14 protein-coding genes and 1 pseudogene are annotated in these 19,486 nt (G+C 62.4%); 10 read left to right on the top strand and 5 right to left on the bottom strand.

Annotation, left to right across the window (positions count from 1 at the left end; genetic code table 11):
- Positions 1-65 precede the first annotated feature (65 nt).
- Positions 66-1,442 carry an L-serine ammonia-lyase gene (locus ALTERO38_RS15990; protein WP_148926818.1) on the bottom strand — a complete coding sequence of 459 codons (1,377 nt, stop codon included), beginning with the start codon at positions 1,440-1,442 and terminating at the stop codon, positions 66-68.
- Positions 1,443-1,530: 88 nt separating this feature from the next.
- Positions 1,531-2,481, bottom strand: coding sequence for an NAD(P)/FAD-dependent oxidoreductase (locus tag ALTERO38_RS15985; protein ID WP_178114602.1), 951 nt, complete (start codon positions 2,479-2,481; stop codon positions 1,531-1,533).
- Between the two features lie 361 nt (positions 2,482-2,842).
- Between ALTERO38_RS15985 and ALTERO38_RS15980 the strand changes: the two genes are divergently transcribed.
- On the top strand, positions 2,843-3,841 hold the full coding sequence (locus tag ALTERO38_RS15980; protein WP_178114601.1) for a TRAP transporter substrate-binding protein: 999 nt from the start codon (positions 2,843-2,845) through the stop codon (positions 3,839-3,841).
- 417 nt (positions 3,842-4,258) lie between these two features.
- Positions 4,259-5,899, top strand: a complete 1,641-nt coding sequence (locus ALTERO38_RS15975; RefSeq protein WP_102837847.1) for a BCCT family transporter — start codon at positions 4,259-4,261, stop codon at positions 5,897-5,899.
- A gap of 82 nt (positions 5,900-5,981) precedes the next feature.
- On the opposite strand, the gene ALTERO38_RS15970 is transcribed toward ALTERO38_RS15975, so the two are convergent.
- The 3 genes from ALTERO38_RS15970 to ALTERO38_RS15960 all read right to left on the bottom strand — a co-directional run bounded on the left by ALTERO38_RS15970 (position 5,982) and on the right by ALTERO38_RS15960 (position 9,164).
- Positions 5,982-6,698 (bottom strand): 3'-5' exonuclease, encoded by a 717-nt coding sequence (locus ALTERO38_RS15970; RefSeq protein WP_159968981.1) that lies wholly within the window; start codon positions 6,696-6,698, stop codon positions 5,982-5,984.
- A complete protein-coding gene (locus tag ALTERO38_RS15965) occupies positions 6,695-8,587 on the bottom strand; it encodes a DUF294 nucleotidyltransferase-like domain-containing protein (protein WP_159968980.1) in 1,893 nt (630 codons plus the stop codon). Before ALTERO38_RS15965 ends, ALTERO38_RS15970 begins: the two co-directional genes overlap by 4 nt.
- A 175-nt stretch (positions 8,588-8,762) precedes the next feature.
- Complete coding sequence (locus ALTERO38_RS15960) at positions 8,763-9,164, bottom strand: DUF488 domain-containing protein (protein WP_159968979.1); 402 nt, start codon at positions 9,162-9,164, stop codon at positions 8,763-8,765.
- A 192-nt stretch (positions 9,165-9,356) separates the two neighbouring features.
- Between ALTERO38_RS15960 and ALTERO38_RS15955 the strand changes: the two are divergent.
- From ALTERO38_RS15955 to ALTERO38_RS15920, 8 genes and pseudogenes are all read left to right on the top strand, one after another.
- Positions 9,357-9,709, top strand: a pseudogene (locus tag ALTERO38_RS15955) (hypothetical protein).
- 56 nt (positions 9,710-9,765) lie between these two features.
- Positions 9,766-10,206, top strand: a complete 441-nt coding sequence (locus ALTERO38_RS15950) for a CopD family copper resistance protein (protein WP_159968978.1) — start codon at positions 9,766-9,768, stop codon at positions 10,204-10,206.
- A 170-nt stretch (positions 10,207-10,376) separates the two neighbouring features.
- Positions 10,377-11,630: an acyl-CoA dehydrogenase family protein gene (locus tag ALTERO38_RS15945; RefSeq protein WP_159968977.1), complete on the top strand. Its 1,254-nt coding sequence runs from the start codon at positions 10,377-10,379 to the stop codon at positions 11,628-11,630.
- 589 nt (positions 11,631-12,219) lie between these two features.
- Complete coding sequence (gene nosR, locus ALTERO38_RS15940; protein ID WP_159968976.1) at positions 12,220-14,391, top strand: transcriptional regulator NosR; 2,172 nt, start codon at positions 12,220-12,222, stop codon at positions 14,389-14,391.
- A gap of 72 nt (positions 14,392-14,463) precedes the next feature.
- Positions 14,464-16,365, top strand: coding sequence for a TAT-dependent nitrous-oxide reductase (nosZ, locus tag ALTERO38_RS15935; protein ID WP_148926810.1), 1,902 nt, complete (start codon positions 14,464-14,466; stop codon positions 16,363-16,365).
- Between the two features lie 65 nt (positions 16,366-16,430).
- Positions 16,431-17,738, top strand: coding sequence for a nitrous oxide reductase family maturation protein NosD (locus ALTERO38_RS15930; protein WP_159968975.1), 1,308 nt, complete (start codon positions 16,431-16,433; stop codon positions 17,736-17,738).
- A complete protein-coding gene (locus tag ALTERO38_RS15925; RefSeq protein WP_159968974.1) occupies positions 17,735-18,661 on the top strand; it encodes an ABC transporter ATP-binding protein in 927 nt (308 codons plus the stop codon). The genes ALTERO38_RS15930 and ALTERO38_RS15925 overlap by 4 nt, the downstream gene beginning before the upstream one ends.
- Positions 18,658-19,485, top strand: a complete 828-nt coding sequence (locus ALTERO38_RS15920; RefSeq protein ID WP_159968973.1) for an ABC transporter permease — start codon at positions 18,658-18,660, stop codon at positions 19,483-19,485. Before ALTERO38_RS15925 ends, ALTERO38_RS15920 begins: the two co-directional genes overlap by 4 nt.
- Position 19,486: the final 1 nt, after the last annotated feature.

The following is a 19,486-nucleotide window of genomic DNA, read 5'->3' as shown; positions in this document are numbered from 1 at the left end:
GATGATAAAGCTTCGCGATGCGGATTACTGCCAAAGAAACGGACAGTGATGAGCCGCAAGTGGAGTTAGCACTCGATGATATTTACCGCCAGCCCGCCACGGGCGGTTTCCTTGTACTTGCTCTTCATATCGGCGCCGGTCTGGCGCATGGTGCGGATCACCTTGTCCAGCGAGATGAAGTGTTTGCCGTTGCCACGCAAGGCCATGCGTGCCGCGTTGATCGCCTTGACCGCGCCCATGGCGTTGCGCTCGATGCAGGGCACCTGAACCAACCCGCCCACCGGGTCGCAGGTGAGCCCGAGGTTGTGCTCCATGCCGATCTCGGCCGCATTCTCGACCTGCTGCGGCGTACCGCCCAGCACTTCGCACAAGGCGCCGGCAGCCATGGAGCAGGCCACGCCCACTTCGCCCTGGCAGCCGACTTCGGCCCCGGAGATCGAGGCATTTTCCTTGTAGAGGATGCCGATGGCCGCCGCGGTCAGTAGGAAACGCACAACGCCGTCTTCGTTGGCGCCGCGGATAAAGCGCATGTAGTAGTGCAACAGGGCAGGCACTATCCCGGCGGCGCCGTTGGTGGGCGCCGTCACCACACGGCCGCCCGCGGCGTTCTCCTCGTTGACGGCCAGCGCGTAGAGGTCGACCCAGTCGAGTACGCTGAGTGCGTCACGCAGGTTGGCTTCGGGGTGCTCGCTGAGCTGACGGTAGAGGCCGGCGGCGCGGCGCTCGACCTTGAGCCCGCCGGGCATTACCCCTTCGGTGTTGCACCCGGCCTTTACGCATTCCTGCATCACTTGCCAGATCTTCAGTAGCCCCGCCCGTGTTTCGGCTTCCGAGCGCCAGGCGGCTTCGTTGGCCAGCATCAGCTGGCTGATGGATAAGCCATGCTCGTCGCATAACGCGAGCAGCTCGTCGGCGCTGTGAAAGGGATAGGGCAGGACAGTCTGGTCCTCGACGATGCGGTCGTTGCCAGCGGCTTGCTCGTCGACCACGAAGCCGCCGCCGACCGAATAGTATTCGCGGCTGCGCAACTGCAGCCCGGCGGCGTCGAACGCGCGAAAGATCATGCCGTTGGGGTGGAATGCCAATGGCTTGCGGATGAATTGCAGGTCATTGCCGGTCTCGAAGCGAATGAGTTTTTCGCCCAGCAGGCGCAGCTCGTGGGATTCGCGCATCGCTGCCATGCGAGGGGAGATGGCGTCGGTATCGACGTCCTCGGGCCGCTCGCCTTCAAGGCCCAGTAAAACGGCCTTGTCACTGCCATGGCCCTTGCCGGTGGCACCGAGCGAGCCGTACAGCTCGACCTTCAGGTGTTCGGTGACGGCCAACAGGTTGTCACGCCTGAGCCCCTCGGCAAACCGTAACGCGGCGCGCATCGGTCCCACCGTATGCGAGCTGGACGGCCCGATACCGATCTTGAACAGGTCGAATACGCTGAGTGACATGAAAGGCTCCGAAGCGAACAGGCTTGTATTCAGCCTAGACCGTCGCTGCCATCGGGCTGGTGCAAAAGTCGCCGTTGCGCTCGCTTTTTCAACGAGTCGCCTCGGTGCCGCCCCAAGGGTTGGCTTCGAGGCTGTTGTGCACGGCCGTCGCCGCCTGCGCCGCCTGGCCGATGGCAACACTCATCTGCTTCAGGCCCATGGTTACATCGCCGATGGCATAGAGGCCGCGCATGGTGGTTTGCAGGTGGTCGTCCACCCAGATGCCGCCGCACTCGTCACAGTCGACGCCCAGCTGCAGCGCCAGGTCGGAGCGAAACCGCGCGCCCAGGCTGGGGTAGATGATGTCGAAATGGTGCCGTTCGCCACTGCAGGTCAGCAGTTCGATCCCGGTCTCGCAGAGGTGTAGTGACTCGACGCGGTCGCTGATCACGCGGATATCGTAGTGCTCGGCCAGCGCGATGGCCTGGTCGCAGGCATTGGGCTCGCCATGCACCACCACCGTGACGCGATCGGTGAAGGTACGCAGGAATACCGCATGGCTGATGGCATTTTCTGCTTCGCCGTAGACCGCGACATTGTCACCGTCGACCTCATAACCATCGCAGATCGCACACAGCCGCACCTTGCCCTCACCGATGGCCTGCTCGACATCCGGCATGTCCGGCAGGGTGTCCTCGATCCCGGTGGCGAGGATAATCCGTCGGGTCACGCAGGTGGCATCGCCATAGCGCACGCTGAAGCCGTCGGCATGTGGCTCGATGTGCTCGACCCGGCCTTGCTCGAGCCGCGCGCCATAGCCCCTGGCCTGTTCACGCAGGCGGGCGAGCAGGTCATTGCCGTTGATGCCCGGCGGGAAGCCTGGGTAGTTATGCGATCGCGGTATCCATGAGGCACGGCTGGAGCCGGCATCGATGACCATGCAACTGCGGCGGAAGCGCGCGAGGTAGAGCGCCGCCGTCAGTCCGCCCGGCCCGCCACCGACTATCAGGCAGTCGATCACGGCGGGGTTTTGCGAGGAGGGGGTCGAAAACTCGTTCATGGCTGACCGGATGGCTGAGGGTGTTGCCTGTAGAAAGGGGCAGCGGATCGAAAGTTCGGCCGTTCCGATGAGTGAGATGTGCTGTTTTGAGAGCTGGTTGGACTTTCTGGTGCTTGTGCCATCAAGGGTGATGGCCAAGACTTTCCGCCTCGGTTGGCACAGTCGCTCCGCACCCGGTTCGACGTCACCCGCATTCCAATAAAGGCCAGGCGCCGACCGCCGCAGTCGAGATGATCTGGCTAACTCAAACCAAAGAATGGACCGACCACGCCACGGTGTGAGTCAGGTCCCGTCGTTATTCGATAACTGCTCGAACGGTGCTCACAAGGCGTCGATTCGGGCTATTCCCGTTGGGGGTCAGATGTTCAAGTCTTGTGTTGCTGCGTTGGTCGCGGTCCTGTGTGGGTTGAGTGCCTCGGTCATGGCGGCCGATGGGGAGCCTTTCGTTATCAAGTTCGCCCACGTGGTGGCGGACGACACGCCCAAGGGCAAAGGCGCCTTGCTGTTCCAGAAGCTGGTGCACGAGCGCCTGGCGGGCAAGGTCAAGGTCGAGGTGTACCCGAACTCGACACTGGTCGGTGATGCCGAGGAGATGCAGGCGCTGCTGAACAATGAGGTGCAGATCCTCGCGCCGTCCCTGTCGAAGTTTGGCAAGTACACGAAGAAGCTGCAGGTGTTCGACCTGCCGTTTCTGTTCGACGACGAGGCCGCCGTCCAGCGTTTCCAGTCGCGTGAGACGAGCCGTGATCTGCTGCGCTCCATGGCCGACTCGGGGATCTATGGCCTGGCCTACTGGAACAACGGTCTGAAGCAGCTTTCTGCCACGCAGGCGCTGCGTCTGCCAGGCGACGCCGCCGGCTTGGCGTTTCGCATACAGCCCTCGGCGGTACTGGAAGCGCAGTTCAATGCGGTCGGGGCCAAGCCGGTGGTGCTGCCGTTTGCCGAGGTCTACAAGTCGCTGCAGGCCGGTGTGGTCCAGGGCGCGGAGAACCCCTGGTCGAACATCGCCAGCCAGAACATGCACAAGGTTCAGCCGTTCATCACCGAGAGCAATCACGGGGTGCTCAACTATATGCTGGTGACCAGCTCGAAGTTCTGGATGAGCATGCCCTTTGCAGTACGCTCCGAGCTCGAAGGCATCATCCTCGAGGTCACCCAGGCGGTGAATAAGGAGGCCGCCGCGCTGAACCAGCGCGACCGCGACCGAATCCTCGCCAGCGGCAGCAGCAAGCTGATCGCCTTGACGGCCGAGCAGCGCGAAGCCTGGCGTGAAAAGATGATGCCGGTCTGGCAGGCCTACGAAAGCGAGATCGGCGCCGACGTGATCCGCGCCGCATTGACGGTCAATCGCAAGCGCTGATCCTCAGCCACTCGGCTCGCCGACATCCGGGGTCGGCGAGCGCGTTGTCGTTCCTTTCACCCGCCCTCGTTCCATCCCGCACTGTTATTAGCGCTGGCGCGACGGCCTTCCTGACGAAACGGTATTGCTTCCAGCCCTTCGGCAGCCGGGCAGCCTGTCACACAGGCATGCTGGTTCAGGGCAGTTGCCAGCCGGTTGACCTTCGACCTGGCGTTACCTCAACCGCCAGGCGACGGCAAGGCTTGCCTCCGACGGATGACGGTTATGGAATCGTCGATGCCGGTCTTGGCCGCTTAACGCCACCCTTCGGCTGTTAGCATTCTTGCGAAGCGCGTACCTGAGCTCGTGTGCAGCAGAGGGGCGTGCCGTCTTTGTGCTTGTTTCCGATGTGCCAACCCAGAATAAGGAGAACAGCAGGTGGCGACCAATCCTGGAAAGACCCCGGCAACGTCCGTGGAAAGCATTCCCGCACCGACCGGGGCGGCCAACCTGATCGATACCGACTACGTCATCGGTCAGGACAATATCAAACGCAAGTTTTTCGATGTTCACAGCAAGGTTTTCAGCATCTCCGCAGTGACAATCGTTTTCTTTGTGATCGTTACCCTTGCCCTGCGCAGCGAAGTCGAGCCGGTGTTTACCGCCATGCGCGACTGGCTGACTGGCAATCTGGCGTGGTTCTTCATCGGGTCGGCGAACATTTTCGTGCTGTTGTGCGTGGGGCTCATCCTCTCACCACTGGGTAAAGTTCGCCTGGGCGGCACGGATGCGAAGCCGGACTATTCCTATATCGGGTGGTTCTCCATGTTGTTCGCCGCCGGCATGGGCATCGGTCTGATGTTCTACGGCGTTTCCGAACCCATGTCGCATTTCTCCACGGCTATGGGCGGCACCACTGTAGAGAACGGCGTACGTACCGACTGGGCACCGCTGGGCGCCGCTGCTGGCGATGCACAGGCTGCGGCTAGCCTGAGTATGGCTGCCACCATCTTCCACTGGGGCCTGCACCCTTGGGCGATCTACGCCGTCGTCGCGTTGGCTCTGGCGCTGTTCTCGTTCAACAAAGGTTTGCCGCTGAGCATTCGCTCGATCTTTTACCCGCTGCTTGGTGAGCGGGTTTGGGGCTGGCCGGGTCATTTAATCGACATTCTTGCGGTATTTGCCACCCTGTTTGGCCTTGCTACATCATTGGGCATTGGGGCTCAGCAAGCGGCGGCCGGCCTCGAATCTCTGTTCGGTATGCCCAATACAGATACCAGCAAGGTGCTGCTGGTCGCGGGTATCACTGCCCTCGCGCTGATGTCTGTGCTGGCGGGACTGGACAAGGGGGTCAAGCGCCTGTCGGAATTCAACATGGTGCTGGCACTGCTGCTGCTGCTGTTCATCATCATCGTCGGCCCGACCTTGGCGATCTTCACCGGCTTCTTCAGCAACCTTGGTAGTTATCTGGTCAACCTGCCGGCGCTATCCAATCCGATAGGCCGTGCTGACGCCAACTTCAGCCAAGGCTGGACTGCGTTCTACTGGGCTTGGTGGATCAGCTGGTCGCCGTTCGTTGGTATGTTCATCGCCCGGGTCAGCCGTGGCCGCTCGGTACGTGAATTCCTGATCGCCGTCCTGCTGGTGCCATCGCTGGTATCGGTACTGTGGATGACCTCGTTCGGTGGCACCGCGTTGGGTCAGTTTGTTAACGAGGGCTTTACCGGCGTCCAGGATGCAGCGCTTGAGCTGAAACTGTTCGTCATGCTCGGGCAATTGCCGCTGGCGGAAATCAGCTCCTTTGTCGGCATTGTGCTGGTGGTGGTGTTCTTCATCACCTCGTCTGACTCGGGGTCGTTGGTGATCGATACCATCACAGCGGGTGGCAAGATTAACGCGCCGGTACCGCAGCGGGCATTCTGGGCTGTGTTGCAGGGTGGAGTGGCTGCTTCACTGTTGCTCGGCGGCGGTCTGGTCGCCTTGCAGGCCATGGCGGTATCCACCGGTCTGCCATTCACCGTCGTTCTGCTGGTTGGCTGCGTGTCCATCGTCAAGGGACTGATGAGCGAGCCTCGGTAGTGGCTTAGGCCTATGTCCAGGCGGCCCGGCCGCCTGGCAGGCGATCCGAAAAGGCGCGACCGTTAGTAGCGGTCGCGCCTTTTCAATTCCAAAGATCGCCTACCGCAGTGGTCGGTGGGTAATGAAGGGCCGACTGCGCCTGCAACAGCTCGGCGGTAGCCAGGGCATCGGTCAGGGCATGGTGGGCCTGGTACAGCGGCAGGTTATAGCGCAGGCGGCTGTCGGCCAGGCGGATCGATACGGGCCGCTTGGTGCTGAGCACTCGGCGCAGCCAGCCACGTCGGCGCGGGTGCAGCCGTGCTTCCAGCTGCATCGTATCGATCACCGGAAACTGCAGGCCTTCGCCCAGGAGGTGGTGCACGGCCTGGTCGAGAAAGCGCCGCTCGATGCTGCGGTAATGCACCACCATGATCCTGCCAGCCATTTTCTCCAGCAGTTCGTCGAGCACGTGGGCCAACCTCGGTGCGTTGCTGACATCCGAGTGCGTGATGTGGTGAAAGGTGATCGATTGACTGCTCAGTTCGCACACCGGCTTGACGACCCAATAACTGGCCTCGCTGCAGCGGATCCGCTGCAGGTCGAAGGGCATCAGGCCAAGGCTGACGATGGAGTCGCGCTGGCTGTCCAGGCCGGTGGTCTCGACGTCCAGAGCGAGCAAGGGCACCTGCTCCAGTGGCGTGTCGGCACTGACCGTACCGGCCTCGTAGAAACGGACCAGGCGCGGGTCGCGGGCCGTGCGCGCGAGCTGGGCAAACACGGCTGGCCAGTCGGGGGCCGTACGAGATCCGCTACGCTTCATAGCGGCCGGCTTGGAAGTTGGCCCGGATAGCGGAAGCGCAGGAACTGCTGCGCATTGCTGAGCACCTGGAAAGCCGACTTGAGGTTGTGTCGTTCGTTGGCGTCAATCTGTTCCGGCTCGATGTAGTTATCCGGCTCGCGTCCCTCCAGCAAGTCCATGGCCTGATGACGGATGCGCACGATGGAGAGGAATTCCAGGGCATTGCGCAGCTGGGTGATGGCGTCTTCGGTCAGCAGCTTGGTGGCCGCAATGGCCTCCAGACGGTCCTGGGAATTCTGCGCCTTGGAGCCGACCGCCAGAGCATGCACCCGGATCAGGTCGGTCAGCGGCGCGGTGCCGCGCCCCTTGAGGTTGATTATGTTGTTCTGCTGGCCGTCTTTTTCCATCACGAAGGTGCGGAAGAACCCTAGCGGTGGCGTGCGGTTGAGCGCGTTGCGTGCAAGGGCGGCGAGAAACAGCGGGTTGCTGCTGGCCTTTTGCGCGATCAGATCCTTGAGGCTTTCCACGAGTCCGGCCTCTCCGTAGACGCTGCTGAGGTCGAAGAAGATCGAGCTGTTGAGCAGCGTTTCAGGATTGGGTTGCTCGATCCATTGGGTGAAGTAGCCCCTCCAGACCCGCAGCGGTTGGCGCCACTTGGCGTTGCTCCCCATGATGCCGCCCTTGCAGTATGTGTAGCCGCAGGCTGCCAGGCCGTCGCTGACGAAGCTCGCCAGCTGCAGGAAATACTCGTCATGGATGCGCGGATCGAAACGGTTGTCGAGGACCAGGGCGTTGTCCTGATCGGTGACGATCAGTTGCTCGTCGCGTGCCATCGACCCCAACACCATGTAGCAGTAGGGCACTGGTGGCGGTCCCAGCCGCTGTTCGGCCAGCTCCAGCAGACGATGGGTAAGGCTGCGACCGATGCCGGACATGGCGCTGCCGATCATGTGTGCCGTGGCTTCTTCGTTGACCATGCGCAGGAAGGTGGCGCGCAGGTCCGGCACCAGGCCCTGCAGCTCGGCGACCGACTGTTTGTTGAAGATGCTGTTGACCAGATACAGGCTGCTTTGCGATTCGTATTTGATGATGTCCGACAGGTTGATCACCCCGACCGGGCGCTGGCGATACATCACCGGCAGGTGATGGATGTTGTTGCGCAGCATGCTGAGCATGGCCTCGAACACCGAATCGTCGGCCTGGATGGTGATCGGGTTGGGTGACATCACTTGGTCGACCGGCGTATCCAGCGGCAGTCCTTCGGCCAACACCCGCGTGCGCAGGTCGCGGTCAGTGGTGATGCCGGTCATGACCTGAAGGCTGGATGACTCGTCCGCGTTCGGCGACGGGCCGAGAATCACCAGTGAGGACACGCCATGCTCGGTCATCACCTGCGCGGCCTCCTGCACGCTGGTGCCCAGCGGCACGCTGACGGTGCGCCGGGTGACCAGCTTGCGGACCTTGATCTTCATCAGCTCGCTGGCCTTGCCCTGCGGCTCTTCCACCTTCAGGCGCGACTGGCCCTCGGCCTCGACAAAGTCGGCGAAGGCGTCATTGGCCTCGCACAGTTGCTCGAACAACAGGCCGGGAACGAAGTAAATCAGGCTGTCTTCAATCGCCCGTGCCGGCAGGCGCACCTTGTGGCCGCGCAGCAGGCCGAACTGGCCGAATACTTCGCCCTCGGACAGGCGGTTGTACAGTTCGCCGTTACGCCGGTAGACCTCAACGGCGCCACTGCGGATGTAATGCAGGTCCGAGATCGTCTCGCCGTAGCGAAGAATGTCGCTGCCGGCCTTGAAATAGCCGACCTCGATCTGTCGCGCGATTTCGTCGAGCGTGTCGTCCGGCAGACCGTCGAAGGGGGCGAAGCGACTCAGATGGTCGCGTATTTCGAGCAGCTCGACCTGCATGCGGGGGCTCCTGGCGGCACGCTGTTGATGCATTGAAGCACATCGCCGTAGCGACCAGCGTCAGTGAGCACGGACGCGGGTCGCAGGCAGGCAGTCGCATGTCGTTCGTTGCGTGTATCGCTGCGCTGTCGAGGTCCTGGGGCGCTCGATGACGGCGCGACAGACTTTCGGGCAATCAGGCCATCGGCTCGCCGGCATAGCAGGTGGGCGATGTGGGCGCGCCACGTCGCCCCAGCTCCTCTTCCAGCCACTCGGCGAGCACCTGCGCGTTGTTGTGCTGTTCATCGCGCGCGGCGTAGACCAGCGTCAGTGGACCTCTGGCCGCGATGTCCAACAGCGGCCACCAGTGCTCCGGGTGGCTCGCCAGTTCACGCCGGTACGCTTCCCGAAAACTCTCGAAGGTCAGTTCGCCAGCCTTGAAGGCGCGCCTCAGTTCGTTCGAGGGCGCCAGCGTCTTGCACCAGTCATCCAGCGCCAGCGTTTCCTTGCGCCGGTTGCGTGGCCATAGGCGATCGACCAGCACCCGATGGCCGTCATCAGGTGCAGGCGGCTCATAGGCGCGTTTGCAGTGGATCACTCGGTCGGCCTCCTTGATAAGGAGTATCTGAGTATGTGGTGAAAAGTACCTAACATAATGGTCTTTGGTACCTATTAAGGCGGGGTAAAAAATACATACACCTAGTTAAGTAGTTGAATTCAAATGCTTTTAAAAGCGGCACGCTTCATGACTGTGTACAGGGGAACGACACAACACACAACGGAGCATTGCATGAAGAATCTAGTCGCTTTGGTTACCTGCGCAACCCTGCTGGTCAGCTCGCTGGCTGGCGCCGCTGAGGTGGTGTCGGCGCATGAGGACCGCGTTGTCGGTGGTGGTTTCGGTGGGCTCAGCGGATTCATGCTGGGAGCAGCTGCTGGCGGACCCATCGGTGCGCTGATCGGTGGTGGCCTGGGCTATCTGGCCGGGCAGGGGGGCAGGAGGCGGCCGGGCTGGAGCAAACCCTGTATGTGATCGAGAAGGACGATGGCAGTCGGACGCGGTTGCGGACGTCGAACAACGGTCTGCTCGCCGGACAGCAAGTGCAACCCGAGGGCGGCGACCTGACGGCACTGAATCGCTAGCCTGTTCTGCCGGTGGCTTTGCTAGGCTGGCCGGCATCACAACCGAAGGAGCCGTGATGAGCTATTCCCTGCTGCATGTCATTCATCTGCTGGCGGCCATTTTCTTCATCGGCACCTTGTTCGTCGAGGTCGCGGTGCTCAGCCGCGTGCGCCAGCAGATCGAGCCGGAGCTGATGCAGAAGGTCGACAAGGCGGTCGGCGCACGTCTGCGGGTGGTGCTGCACTGGGTCGTGCTGTTTGTTTACGGCGCCGGTATCGGTCTGGCCTGGTATCACCGCCAGGTGTTGGCCGACCCCTTCGCCAGCAGCTTCGCGACCTTGCTGTCGCTGAAGATCCTGTTGGCGGTGGGTGTCTTTTTCACCTTTGGCATGGTCGCCATGCTATTGCGCAGCGGGCGCATGACGCCGGCTCGCTATCGGCGCATCCACTGGGCGATCTTCGCGCAGATGGTGGGCATCGTGCTGCTGGCCAAAGGGATGTTCTACCTGCACTGGTAAGCGTGGGCCTAGTGCATCGGCGCCTGGCAGACGATGACCTCGGTCAATGCCGCGGCGCTATCAGCGACCGTGATTGGCGGCTGATTCAGCCGCTTTAGACTCGTTCTTTTTCCTGCTAACCGCGCCTATGGTGATTGCATTCCTGACCCGTCAGATCGCCGAGGTATCCGATGCATTTTGCCTATAGCCCACGTGTCGAAGCGCTGCGTCAGCAGCTTCTCGCGTTCATGGATCAATACATCGTGCCGCGTATCGGAGCCTGGCATATGGAGGTCGCGGCCGGCGCTTACCCCGTCTCCTTCATGGAGGATCTCAAGGCGCTGGCGCGCTCGGAAGGGCTGTGGAACCTGTTCCTGCCTTCGCTCGGCGAGGATGAGCCGGGCATGGCGCTGCGCAATCTGGAGTACGCGCCGCTGGCGGAGATCATGGGGCGCGTGCACTGGGCGTCGGAGGTGTTCAACTGCAATGCGCCGGATACCGGGAACATGGAGCTGCTGCACATGTTCGCCACGCCGGAGCAGCGCCAGCGCTGGTTGAATCCCTTGCTTGACGGAGAGATCCGCTCGGCCTTCGCCATGACCGAACCGGACGTACCGTCCTCCGATGCCACCAATATCCAGACACTGATACGCCGTGATGGCGACGACTACGTGATCAATGGACGCAAGTGGTTCATCACCAACGCCTCGCACCCCAACTGCAAGCTGCTGATCGTGATGGGCAAGACCGACCCGGGTGCGGAGCCCCATCAGCAGCAGAGCATGATTCTGGTGCCGTTCAACACGCCCGGTGTCGAGCTGGTGCGCAACATCCCGGTGATGAATCACCTGGCGCCGGAGGGCCACAGCGAACTGGTCCTGCGCAACGTGCGAGTGCCGGCAAGCAATCTGCTGGGCAAGGAGGGCGAGGGGTTCATGATGGCGCAGGCGCGGCTTGGGCCGGGGCGTATTCACCACTGCATGCGCTCGATCGGCATGGCCGAGCTGGCGCTGGAGCTGATGGTCGAGCGCTGCCAGGAGCGCAAGGCGTTCGGCAAGTATCTGCAGCAGTACTCGAATATCGGCGACTGGATCGCCGAGTCGCGCATCGAGATCGAACAGGCGCGTCTGCTGGTCTTGAAAACCGCCTGGATGATCGACGAGGTCGGCGCCAAGGCGGCGCGAAAGGAGATCTCGATGATCAAGGCATTGGTGCCGAGAATGCTGACCAACGTTACCGATCGCGCCATGCAGGTCTATGGCGCAATGGGCCTGACGCCGGACACGCCGTTGGCGGACATGTGGACCGGCGGGCGGGCCTTGCGCTTCGCCGATGGTCCCGATCAGGTGCATCTGCGCAGCATCGCCAAGATGGAGTTCAAGGCCAGCGAGGCCAATCGTGGCGCAACGGCGGCTTACCTGACACCGCCTGGACGCAATGCGTAGGGTGGATGTTGCTTCTTACATCCACCGTGGCCCGGGTTGGTGGATCGATGAAGCGTGGTCCACCCTACGAGCCGTCACCCAGTATGGCGGCGGCCTGACCAGCGCAGTGGGTGGGTGACGCGACGTTCGCCTTTTGCGCTGGTCGTTAGGGCGGCGCGTCGCGCCGCTCACCCTGCCTTGCAATTTGATGCACTTAAAGCAGGCTGCGGTTTCAGCCCGTTAGGGTGGGACGGGCGGGCGGCGTTCAGCTTCAGCCCACCGCGGTAAGACGTGCACTGTCGGCCTCCGGCAGGCGCCCAAAGCTCTGATGCATGCGGCATGCGGCATGCGCACGAGCGCTGGTGGGCTGAAGCCCACCCTACGGGCCCACATTCCTGATGTTATGAGCTGCAGCAACTGGGCGGAGCGCCGAGCTTCGCTGCGCCCAGTAGGAGCGAGCCTGCTCGCGAATCCCCAGCACAACTCTCCCTGCGCATTGACATGGCTCAATGCAATCACCGCTGCCGGCCAATCTTGATAGCCGTCAAGGAGAGGGTGGGGGACCGCTGCCTACCATCGGCTCACATTCGCAACATCAAGCAGGTCGCTCATGAAGTCCCTTCTCTCTTTCGCAGCTGGCACCAGAGGCGCATGGGGGCTCGGCTTTGCTCTGCTGCTGGCGCTGATGCTCAGTGCGTTCACCCAGGCCAAGGACTACGAGGCCGAGCAACAGCGCATCGAGCAGTTCTTTCCAGGCGCCGAGGCCTCTGCGGCAGAAGGTGATTACCAGGTCCGCACCCTTACCAAGAACGACGAGGTGCAGGGCTACGCGTTCCAGACCATCAACGTGGTCGATATCCCGGCCTACTCCGGCAAGCCCATCAACCTGCAGGTGCTGCTCGATCCACAGGGTGTGATCGTCGATGCCTACGTGCTCGAGCACCATGAGCCCATCCTGCTGGTCGGCATTCCGATTGAAAAACTTCACGCATTCACAGCCAAATACGAGGGGATCAAGGTCGATCAGCGGGTCGTGGTCGGCCATTCCAGTGACGAGAAGGCAGTCACCATCGATGCGGTCACTGGCGCCACCGTTACGGTCATGGTGGTCAATGAAATCGTCATGCGCGCAGCCCATGACGTTGCCGTGTCGCTCGGGCTGGTGGAAGAAAAGGCCGGTGCGACGCAAAAACCCGCCACCGTCCGCGAGGACTATTACGAGCCCGCCAGCTGGAGCGAGCTGACCGGCAATGGCGCGATTCGCCGCCTGCACCTGACCAAGGGCGACATCGATCAGGCGTTCAAAGGCACCGAAGCCGAAGGCATCGACGAGGCCGCACCGGAGGAAGTCGGGGAGACCTTCATCGACCTCTACGCCACCCACCTGAACCCGCCCACCATCGGACGCGCCCTGCTCGGCGACGCTCACTACGCCGACCTGAAGGGGGAACTCAAGCCTGGCGAGCACGCTGTCGCGGTCATGGCAAGTGGCGAGTACTCGTTCAAAGGCTCGGGCTATGTACGGGGCGGGATCTTCGATCGGGTGCAGCTGCGCCAGTTCGGCAACGTGATCAGCTTCCGCGACATGGACTTCCAGCGTCTCGACGACGTGTACGCCGAAGGCATGCCGGATTTCAGCGAAATGGCGGTGTTCATCGTCCGTGAGCATGCGGCGTTCGATCCCGGCTCGCCCTGGACGCTGGAGCTGCTGGTGCGCCGCCAGACTGGCCCGATCAGTGGCATGTTCACCAGCTTCGAACTGCCCTACCAGATGCCTGAGCAGTACATCGAGCGCCCGCAACCGACTGCCGAAGAACTGGCGGCAGCCGAGGAGGCCAACCGGCCGATGTGGGTCAACATCTGGTATCAGCAGAGCTTCCAGATTGGCGTGATCCTGGCCGCGCTGCTCCTGCTGACCGTCATTCTGTTCATGCAGGACAAGCTCACCCAGCACCCCAACTTCCTGAAGAAGCTGCGTCACGGCTACCTGATCTTCACTGTCGTGTTCATCGGTTGGTATGCCCTGGGCCAGCTGTCAGTGGTCAATGTGCTGACCTTCGTGCATGCGCTGGTGCAGGACTTCCGCTGGGAGCTGTTCCTCACCGATCCGGTGATCTTCATCCTCTGGGTGTTCACCGCCGCCAGCATCCTGCTCTGGGGGCGTGGGGTCTTCTGTGGCTGGCTGTGCCCCTTCGGTGCGCTGCAGGAGCTGATCAACGAGGCCGCTCGCAAGCTCAAGATTCGTCAGTACGAAGTGCCCTTCGCGGTTCACGAGCGGCTCTGGGCGATCAAGTACATCGTGCTGCTGGTGCTGTTCGGCATCTCGCTCGAATCGATGACGATGGCCGAGCAGGCCGCCGAAGTGGAGCCGTTCAAAACAGCTATCACCCTCAAGTTCGACCGCCAATGGTGGTTCGTCGCCTACGCCGTGGCCCTGCTGGCGATCAACATCTTCACCCGCAAGGTGTACTGCCGCTACGTCTGCCCGCTGGGTGCGGGTCTGGCGATCACCGGGCGCTTCCGCCTGTTCGACTGGCTCAAGCGGCGCAAGGAGTGTGGCAACCCCTGCCAGGTGTGCGCCAACGAATGTGAAGTCCAGGCGATTCATCCGGACGGGCACATCAATCACAACGAGTGCCACTACTGCCTCGATTGCCAGATGACCTATCACAACGAAAACAAGTGCCCGCCGCTGATCCTGAAGAACAAGCGCAGCAAGCGCGGCAAGAAAGCCCCGGCCGGCCCGACGCTGATCCCTGTAGTGCAAGTGGTAGACCCGTAGAGCGACACGCCTGATCGCGAGCGCTCGCAACCGATCGTTTGACCTGTCCGTACACGATAAGGAGCAAGACCCATGAGCGACAAGAGCAAGAACACCCCCGAAACGCTGGAAAAGAGTGGCCTGAGCCGCCGCGGTTTCCTTGGCGCCAGCGCGCTGACCGGCGCCGCAGTGGCCGCCACTGCCTTTGGCGGTGCGGTCATGAGCCGCGAAACCTGGGCGGCCGCCGTCAAGGACGCGCAGCAGAAGATCCACGTCGCGCCGGGCGAGCTGGACGACTATTACGGTTTCTGGAGCGGCGGCCACCAGGGTGAAGTGCGCGTTGTAGGCGTGCCCTCGATGCGTGAGCTTATGCGCATCCCGGTGTTCAACGTCGACTCCGCCACCGGCTGGGGTTTGACCAACGAAAGCCGCCACATCATGGGCGACAGCGCCAAGTTCCTGAACGGCGACTGCCACCACCCCCACATCTCGATGACTGACGGCAAGTACGACGGCAAGTACCTGTTCATCAACGACAAGGCCAACAGCCGCGTTGCGCGTATCCGTCTGGACATCATGAAGTGCGACAAGATGCTGACCGTGCCGAACGTCCAAGCCATCCACGGCCTGCGTCTGCAGAAGGTGCCGCACACCAAGTACGTGTTCGCCAACGCCGAATTCGTCATTCCGCACCCCAACGACGGCAGCTCCTACGACCTGCAGGCCGAAAACGCCTACACCATGTTCAACGTCATCGACGCTGAAAAAATGGAAATGGCCTTCCAGGTCATCGTCGACGGCAACCTGGACAACACCGACGCCGACTACACCGGCAAATATGCCGCCTCCACCTGCTACAACTCGGAGAAGGCCACCGACCTGGGCGGCATGATGCGCAACGAGCGCGACTGGGTGGTGGTGTACAACATTCCGCGTATCGAGGCGGCGATCAAGGCTGGCAAGTTCAGCACCGTTGGCGACTCGAAAGTGCCCGTAGTCGACGGCCGCGCCGGTTCGGAATTCACCCGCTACATCCCGGTGCCAAAGAACCCCCACGGCTGCAACACCTCGTCCGATGGCAAGTACTTCATCGCGGCCGGCAAGCTGTCACCGACCGTGACCATGATCGAGATCGCCAAGCTCGATGACCTCTTCGACGACAAGCTGAAGGACCCGCGCGACGTGGTCGCCGCCGAGCCTGAACTGGGCCTCGGCCCGCTGCACACCACCTTTGACGGTCGCGGCAACGCCTACACCACGCTGTTCATCGACAGCCAGGTGGTCAAGTGGAACATGGCCGACGCGGTGCGCGCCTACAATGGCGAGAAGGTCAACTACATCAAGCAGAAGCTCGACGTGCAGTACCAGCCGGGTCACCTGCATGCCTCGCTGACCGAAACCAGCGAAGCCGATGGCAAGTGGTTGGTTGCGCTGTGCAAGTTCTCCAAGGACCGCTTCCTGCCGACCGGCCCGCTGCACCCGGAAAACGACCAGCTGATCGACATCTCCGGTGAGGAAATGAAGCTGGTGCACGACGGCCCGACCTATGCCGAGCCGCACGACTGCATCCTGGCGCGCCGTGACCAGATCAAGCCGCAGAAGATCTGGAAGCGGGACGACCCGTTCTTCGCACCCACTGTGGAAATGGCGAAGAAGGACGGCATCAATCTGGAGACCGACAACAAGGTCATCCGCGACGGCAACAAGGTGCGCGTGTACATGACCTCGATGGCGCCGACCTACGGCCTGACCGAGTTCAACGTCAAGCAGGGCGACGAAGTCACCGTGACCATCACCAACATCGACCAGATCGAGGACGTGTCCCACGGGTTCGTCATGACCAACCACGGCGCGAGCATGGAAATCAGCCCGCAGCAGACCTCGTCCATCACCTTTACGGCCGACAAGCCCGGCCTGCATTGGTACTACTGCAGCTGGTTCTGCCACGCGCTGCACATGGAAATGGTCGGCCGCATGATGGTCGAGCCGGCGTAACACAACCGGGCGGGAGCGATCGCTCCCGCCCTTCACCTGCCTGGAAGCTGAAGAGGAACAACGCTGTGCTCAGATCTCAGGCGATATCCACGTTTCAACCGCTGGCAGCGTTGCTGCTGGCCCTGTTCTGCGGGGTGGCCGCGGCGGCTCCGCAACCCATTACGACCCTTCCGCTGGAGGCGGAAGAGGGCAACCGCTGGCGCCTGCCAGCCGGCGAATACACCGGCCAATTCATCATCGACCAGCCCATGGAGCTGCGCTGCGAGCCCGGCGCCGTGTTGCAGGCGCAAGGCGAGGGCAACGGCCTGCTGATCGAGGCATCGGATGTCACGGTCGAGGGCTGCACGCTGCTCGACTGGGGACGTGACCTGACGGCGATGAACGCCGCCATCTTCGTCCAGCCCAAGGCGCAGCGTGTGGTGATCCGCGACAACCAGCTGCGCGGCGCAGGCTTTGGCGTCTGGGTCGACGGCTCGAAGGATGTGAGCCTGATCGGCAACAGGATCGAAGGCGACACGAGCATCCGTTCCCAGGACCGTGGCAACGGCATCCATCTCTACGCGGTAAGCGGCGCACGGATCATCGACAACCAGGTGCGCCATACCCGTGATGGCATTTACATCGACACCTCCAACGGCAACCACATCGAAGGCAACGTGCTGGAGGATCTGCGCTACGGCGTGCATTACATGTTTGCCAACGACAACAGCGTGATCGGCAATGTCACCCGCCGCACCCGCACCGGCTACGCGCTGATGCAAAGCCGCAAGCTCGAGGTCATCGGCAACCGCTCCGAGGGGGATGAGAACTACGGCATCCTGATGAACTACATCACCTACTCGACCATTCGCGACAACCTGGTCAGCGACGTGCGCAGCGGCTCGACCGGCGACAGCATGATCTCTGGCGCCGAGGGCAAGGCGCTGTTCATCTACAACTCGCTGTTCAACACCATCGAAGGCAACCGTTTCGAGAAGAGTGCCCTGGGCATCCACCTGACCGCCGGCTCGGAAGACAACCGCATCGCGGGCAACGCCTTCATCGGCAATCAGCAGCAGGTCAAGTACGTGGCCACCCGCACGCAGGAATGGTCCATCGACGGCCGTGGCAACTACTGGAGCGACTACCTCGGCTGGGACCGCAACAACGACGGCCTGGGCGACCTGGCCTACGAGCCCAACGACAACGTCGACCGCCTGCTGTGGCTCTACCCGCAGGTACGGCTGTTGATGAACAGCCCGAGTATCGAGGTGCTGCGCTGGGTACAGCGGGCCTTCCCGGTGATCAAATCACCCGGCGTGCAGGACAGCCACCCGCTGATGCAGCCGCCAACCGAACCATCGACAAGCAAAACGCAGGAGCCAACGCCATGAGCGCTGTAGAGATCCAGGGCGTGAACCAGCGTTACGGCAGCATGACCGTGCTGCATGACCTAGACCTGACCCTCGGCGAGGGCGAGGTGCTGGGCCTGTTCGGCCATAACGGCGCCGGCAAGACCACCAGCATGAAGCTGATCCTCGGCCTGCTCACGCCCAGCGAAGGGCAGGTTCGCGTGCTCGGTCGAGCTCCGCATGATCCCGAGGTCCGTCGCCAGCTGGGTTACCTGCCGGAAAACGTGACCTTCTATCCGCAGCTCAGCGGCCGCGAGACGCTCCGCCACTTCGCCCGGCTGAAAGGCGCATCGCTGGGGCAGGTGGATGAATTGCTGGAGCAGGTGGGCCTGGCCCACGCCGCCGAGCGGCGCGTCAAGACCTATTCCAAGGGCATGCGCCAACGCCTCGGTCTGGCTCAGGCGCTGCTCGGCGATCCGCGGCTGCTGCTGCTCGACGAGCCCACGGTGGGACTCGACCCCATCGCCACCGGCGACCTCTATCAGCTGATCGACCGCATGCGCCAACGCGGCACCAGCGTCATCCTCTGCTCGCATGTGCTGCCGGGCGTCGAGGCACATATCAATCGGGCGGCGATTCTCGCCAAGGGGCGGCTACAGGCGGTCGGCAGCCTGGCTCAGCTGCGCGTCGAGGCCGGGCTGCCGGTGCGGATTCGGGCCAGTGGTATCGGCGACAGCGCTGGCTGGTTGCAGCGTTGGGACGCCGCTGGGCATAGCGCGCGTTCGTTGGGCGAGCGCAGCGTCGAGGTATCAGCCATCAACGGTCACAAGCTGCCGCTGCTGCGCGAACTGCTGGGCGAAAGCGAGCCGGATGACATCGAGATTCACCAGCCATCGCTTGAAGACCTGTATCGCTACTACATGCAGCGCGCCGGTGACGTACGCGCGGCGGAGGGCACGCTATGAACCAGATCTGGAACATCGCCCGCAAGGAATTCAGCGACGGTTTGCGCAACCGTTGGTTGCTGGCCATCAGCCTGTTGTTCGCGGTGCTGGCAGTGGGCATCGCCTGGCTGGGTGCTGCCGCGTCAGGGCAGTTGGGCTTCACCTCGATTCCGGCAACGGTCGCCAGCTTGGCAAGTCTTGCGACCTTTCTGATGCCGCTGATCGCACTGCTGCTGGCCTATGACGCCATCGTCGGCGAGGACGAAGGCGGCACCCTGATGCTGTTGCTCACCTACCCGCTGGGGCGCGGACAGATCCTGCTGGGCAAGTTCGTCGGCCACGGTTTGATCCTGGCACTGGCAGTGCTGATCGGCTTCGGCTGCGCCATGCTGGCCATCGCTGCGCTGGTGGAAAATATCGAGATCGGTCTGCTGCTCTGGGCCTTCGGCCGCTTCATGATTTCCTCGACACTGCTGGGCTGGGTGTTTCTCGCCCTGGCCTATGTGCTGAGCAGCAAGGTGGGCGAGAAGTCCAGTGCCGCCGGGCTGGCGCTTGGTGTGTGGTTTCTCTTCGTGCTGGTGTTCGATCTGGTGTTGCTGGCGCTGTTGGTGCTCAGCGAAGGCAAGTTCAACCCCGAGCTGTTGCCCTGGCTGCTGCTGTTCAACCCGGCTGATATCTACCGTTTGATCAATCTGTCCGGCTTCGAGGGCGGCAACGCCATGGGCGTACTGGCGCTGGGTAGCGATCTACCGCTGCCGGCCGCCGCGCTCTGGCTGTGCCTGTTGCTCTGGGTAGGTGTTTCTCTGCTGCTGGCCTACGGCGTGTTCCGCCGTCGTCCTGCATGAC

It is taken from the genome of Pseudomonas sp. 9Ag (genome assembly GCF_902506445.1).
Taxonomy (GTDB): Bacteria; Pseudomonadota; Gammaproteobacteria; order Pseudomonadales; family Pseudomonadaceae; genus Stutzerimonas; species Stutzerimonas stutzeri_AB.
The sequence above is the reverse complement of the archived record's forward strand: the minus strand, read 5'-3'. Positions and strand labels throughout refer to the sequence as shown.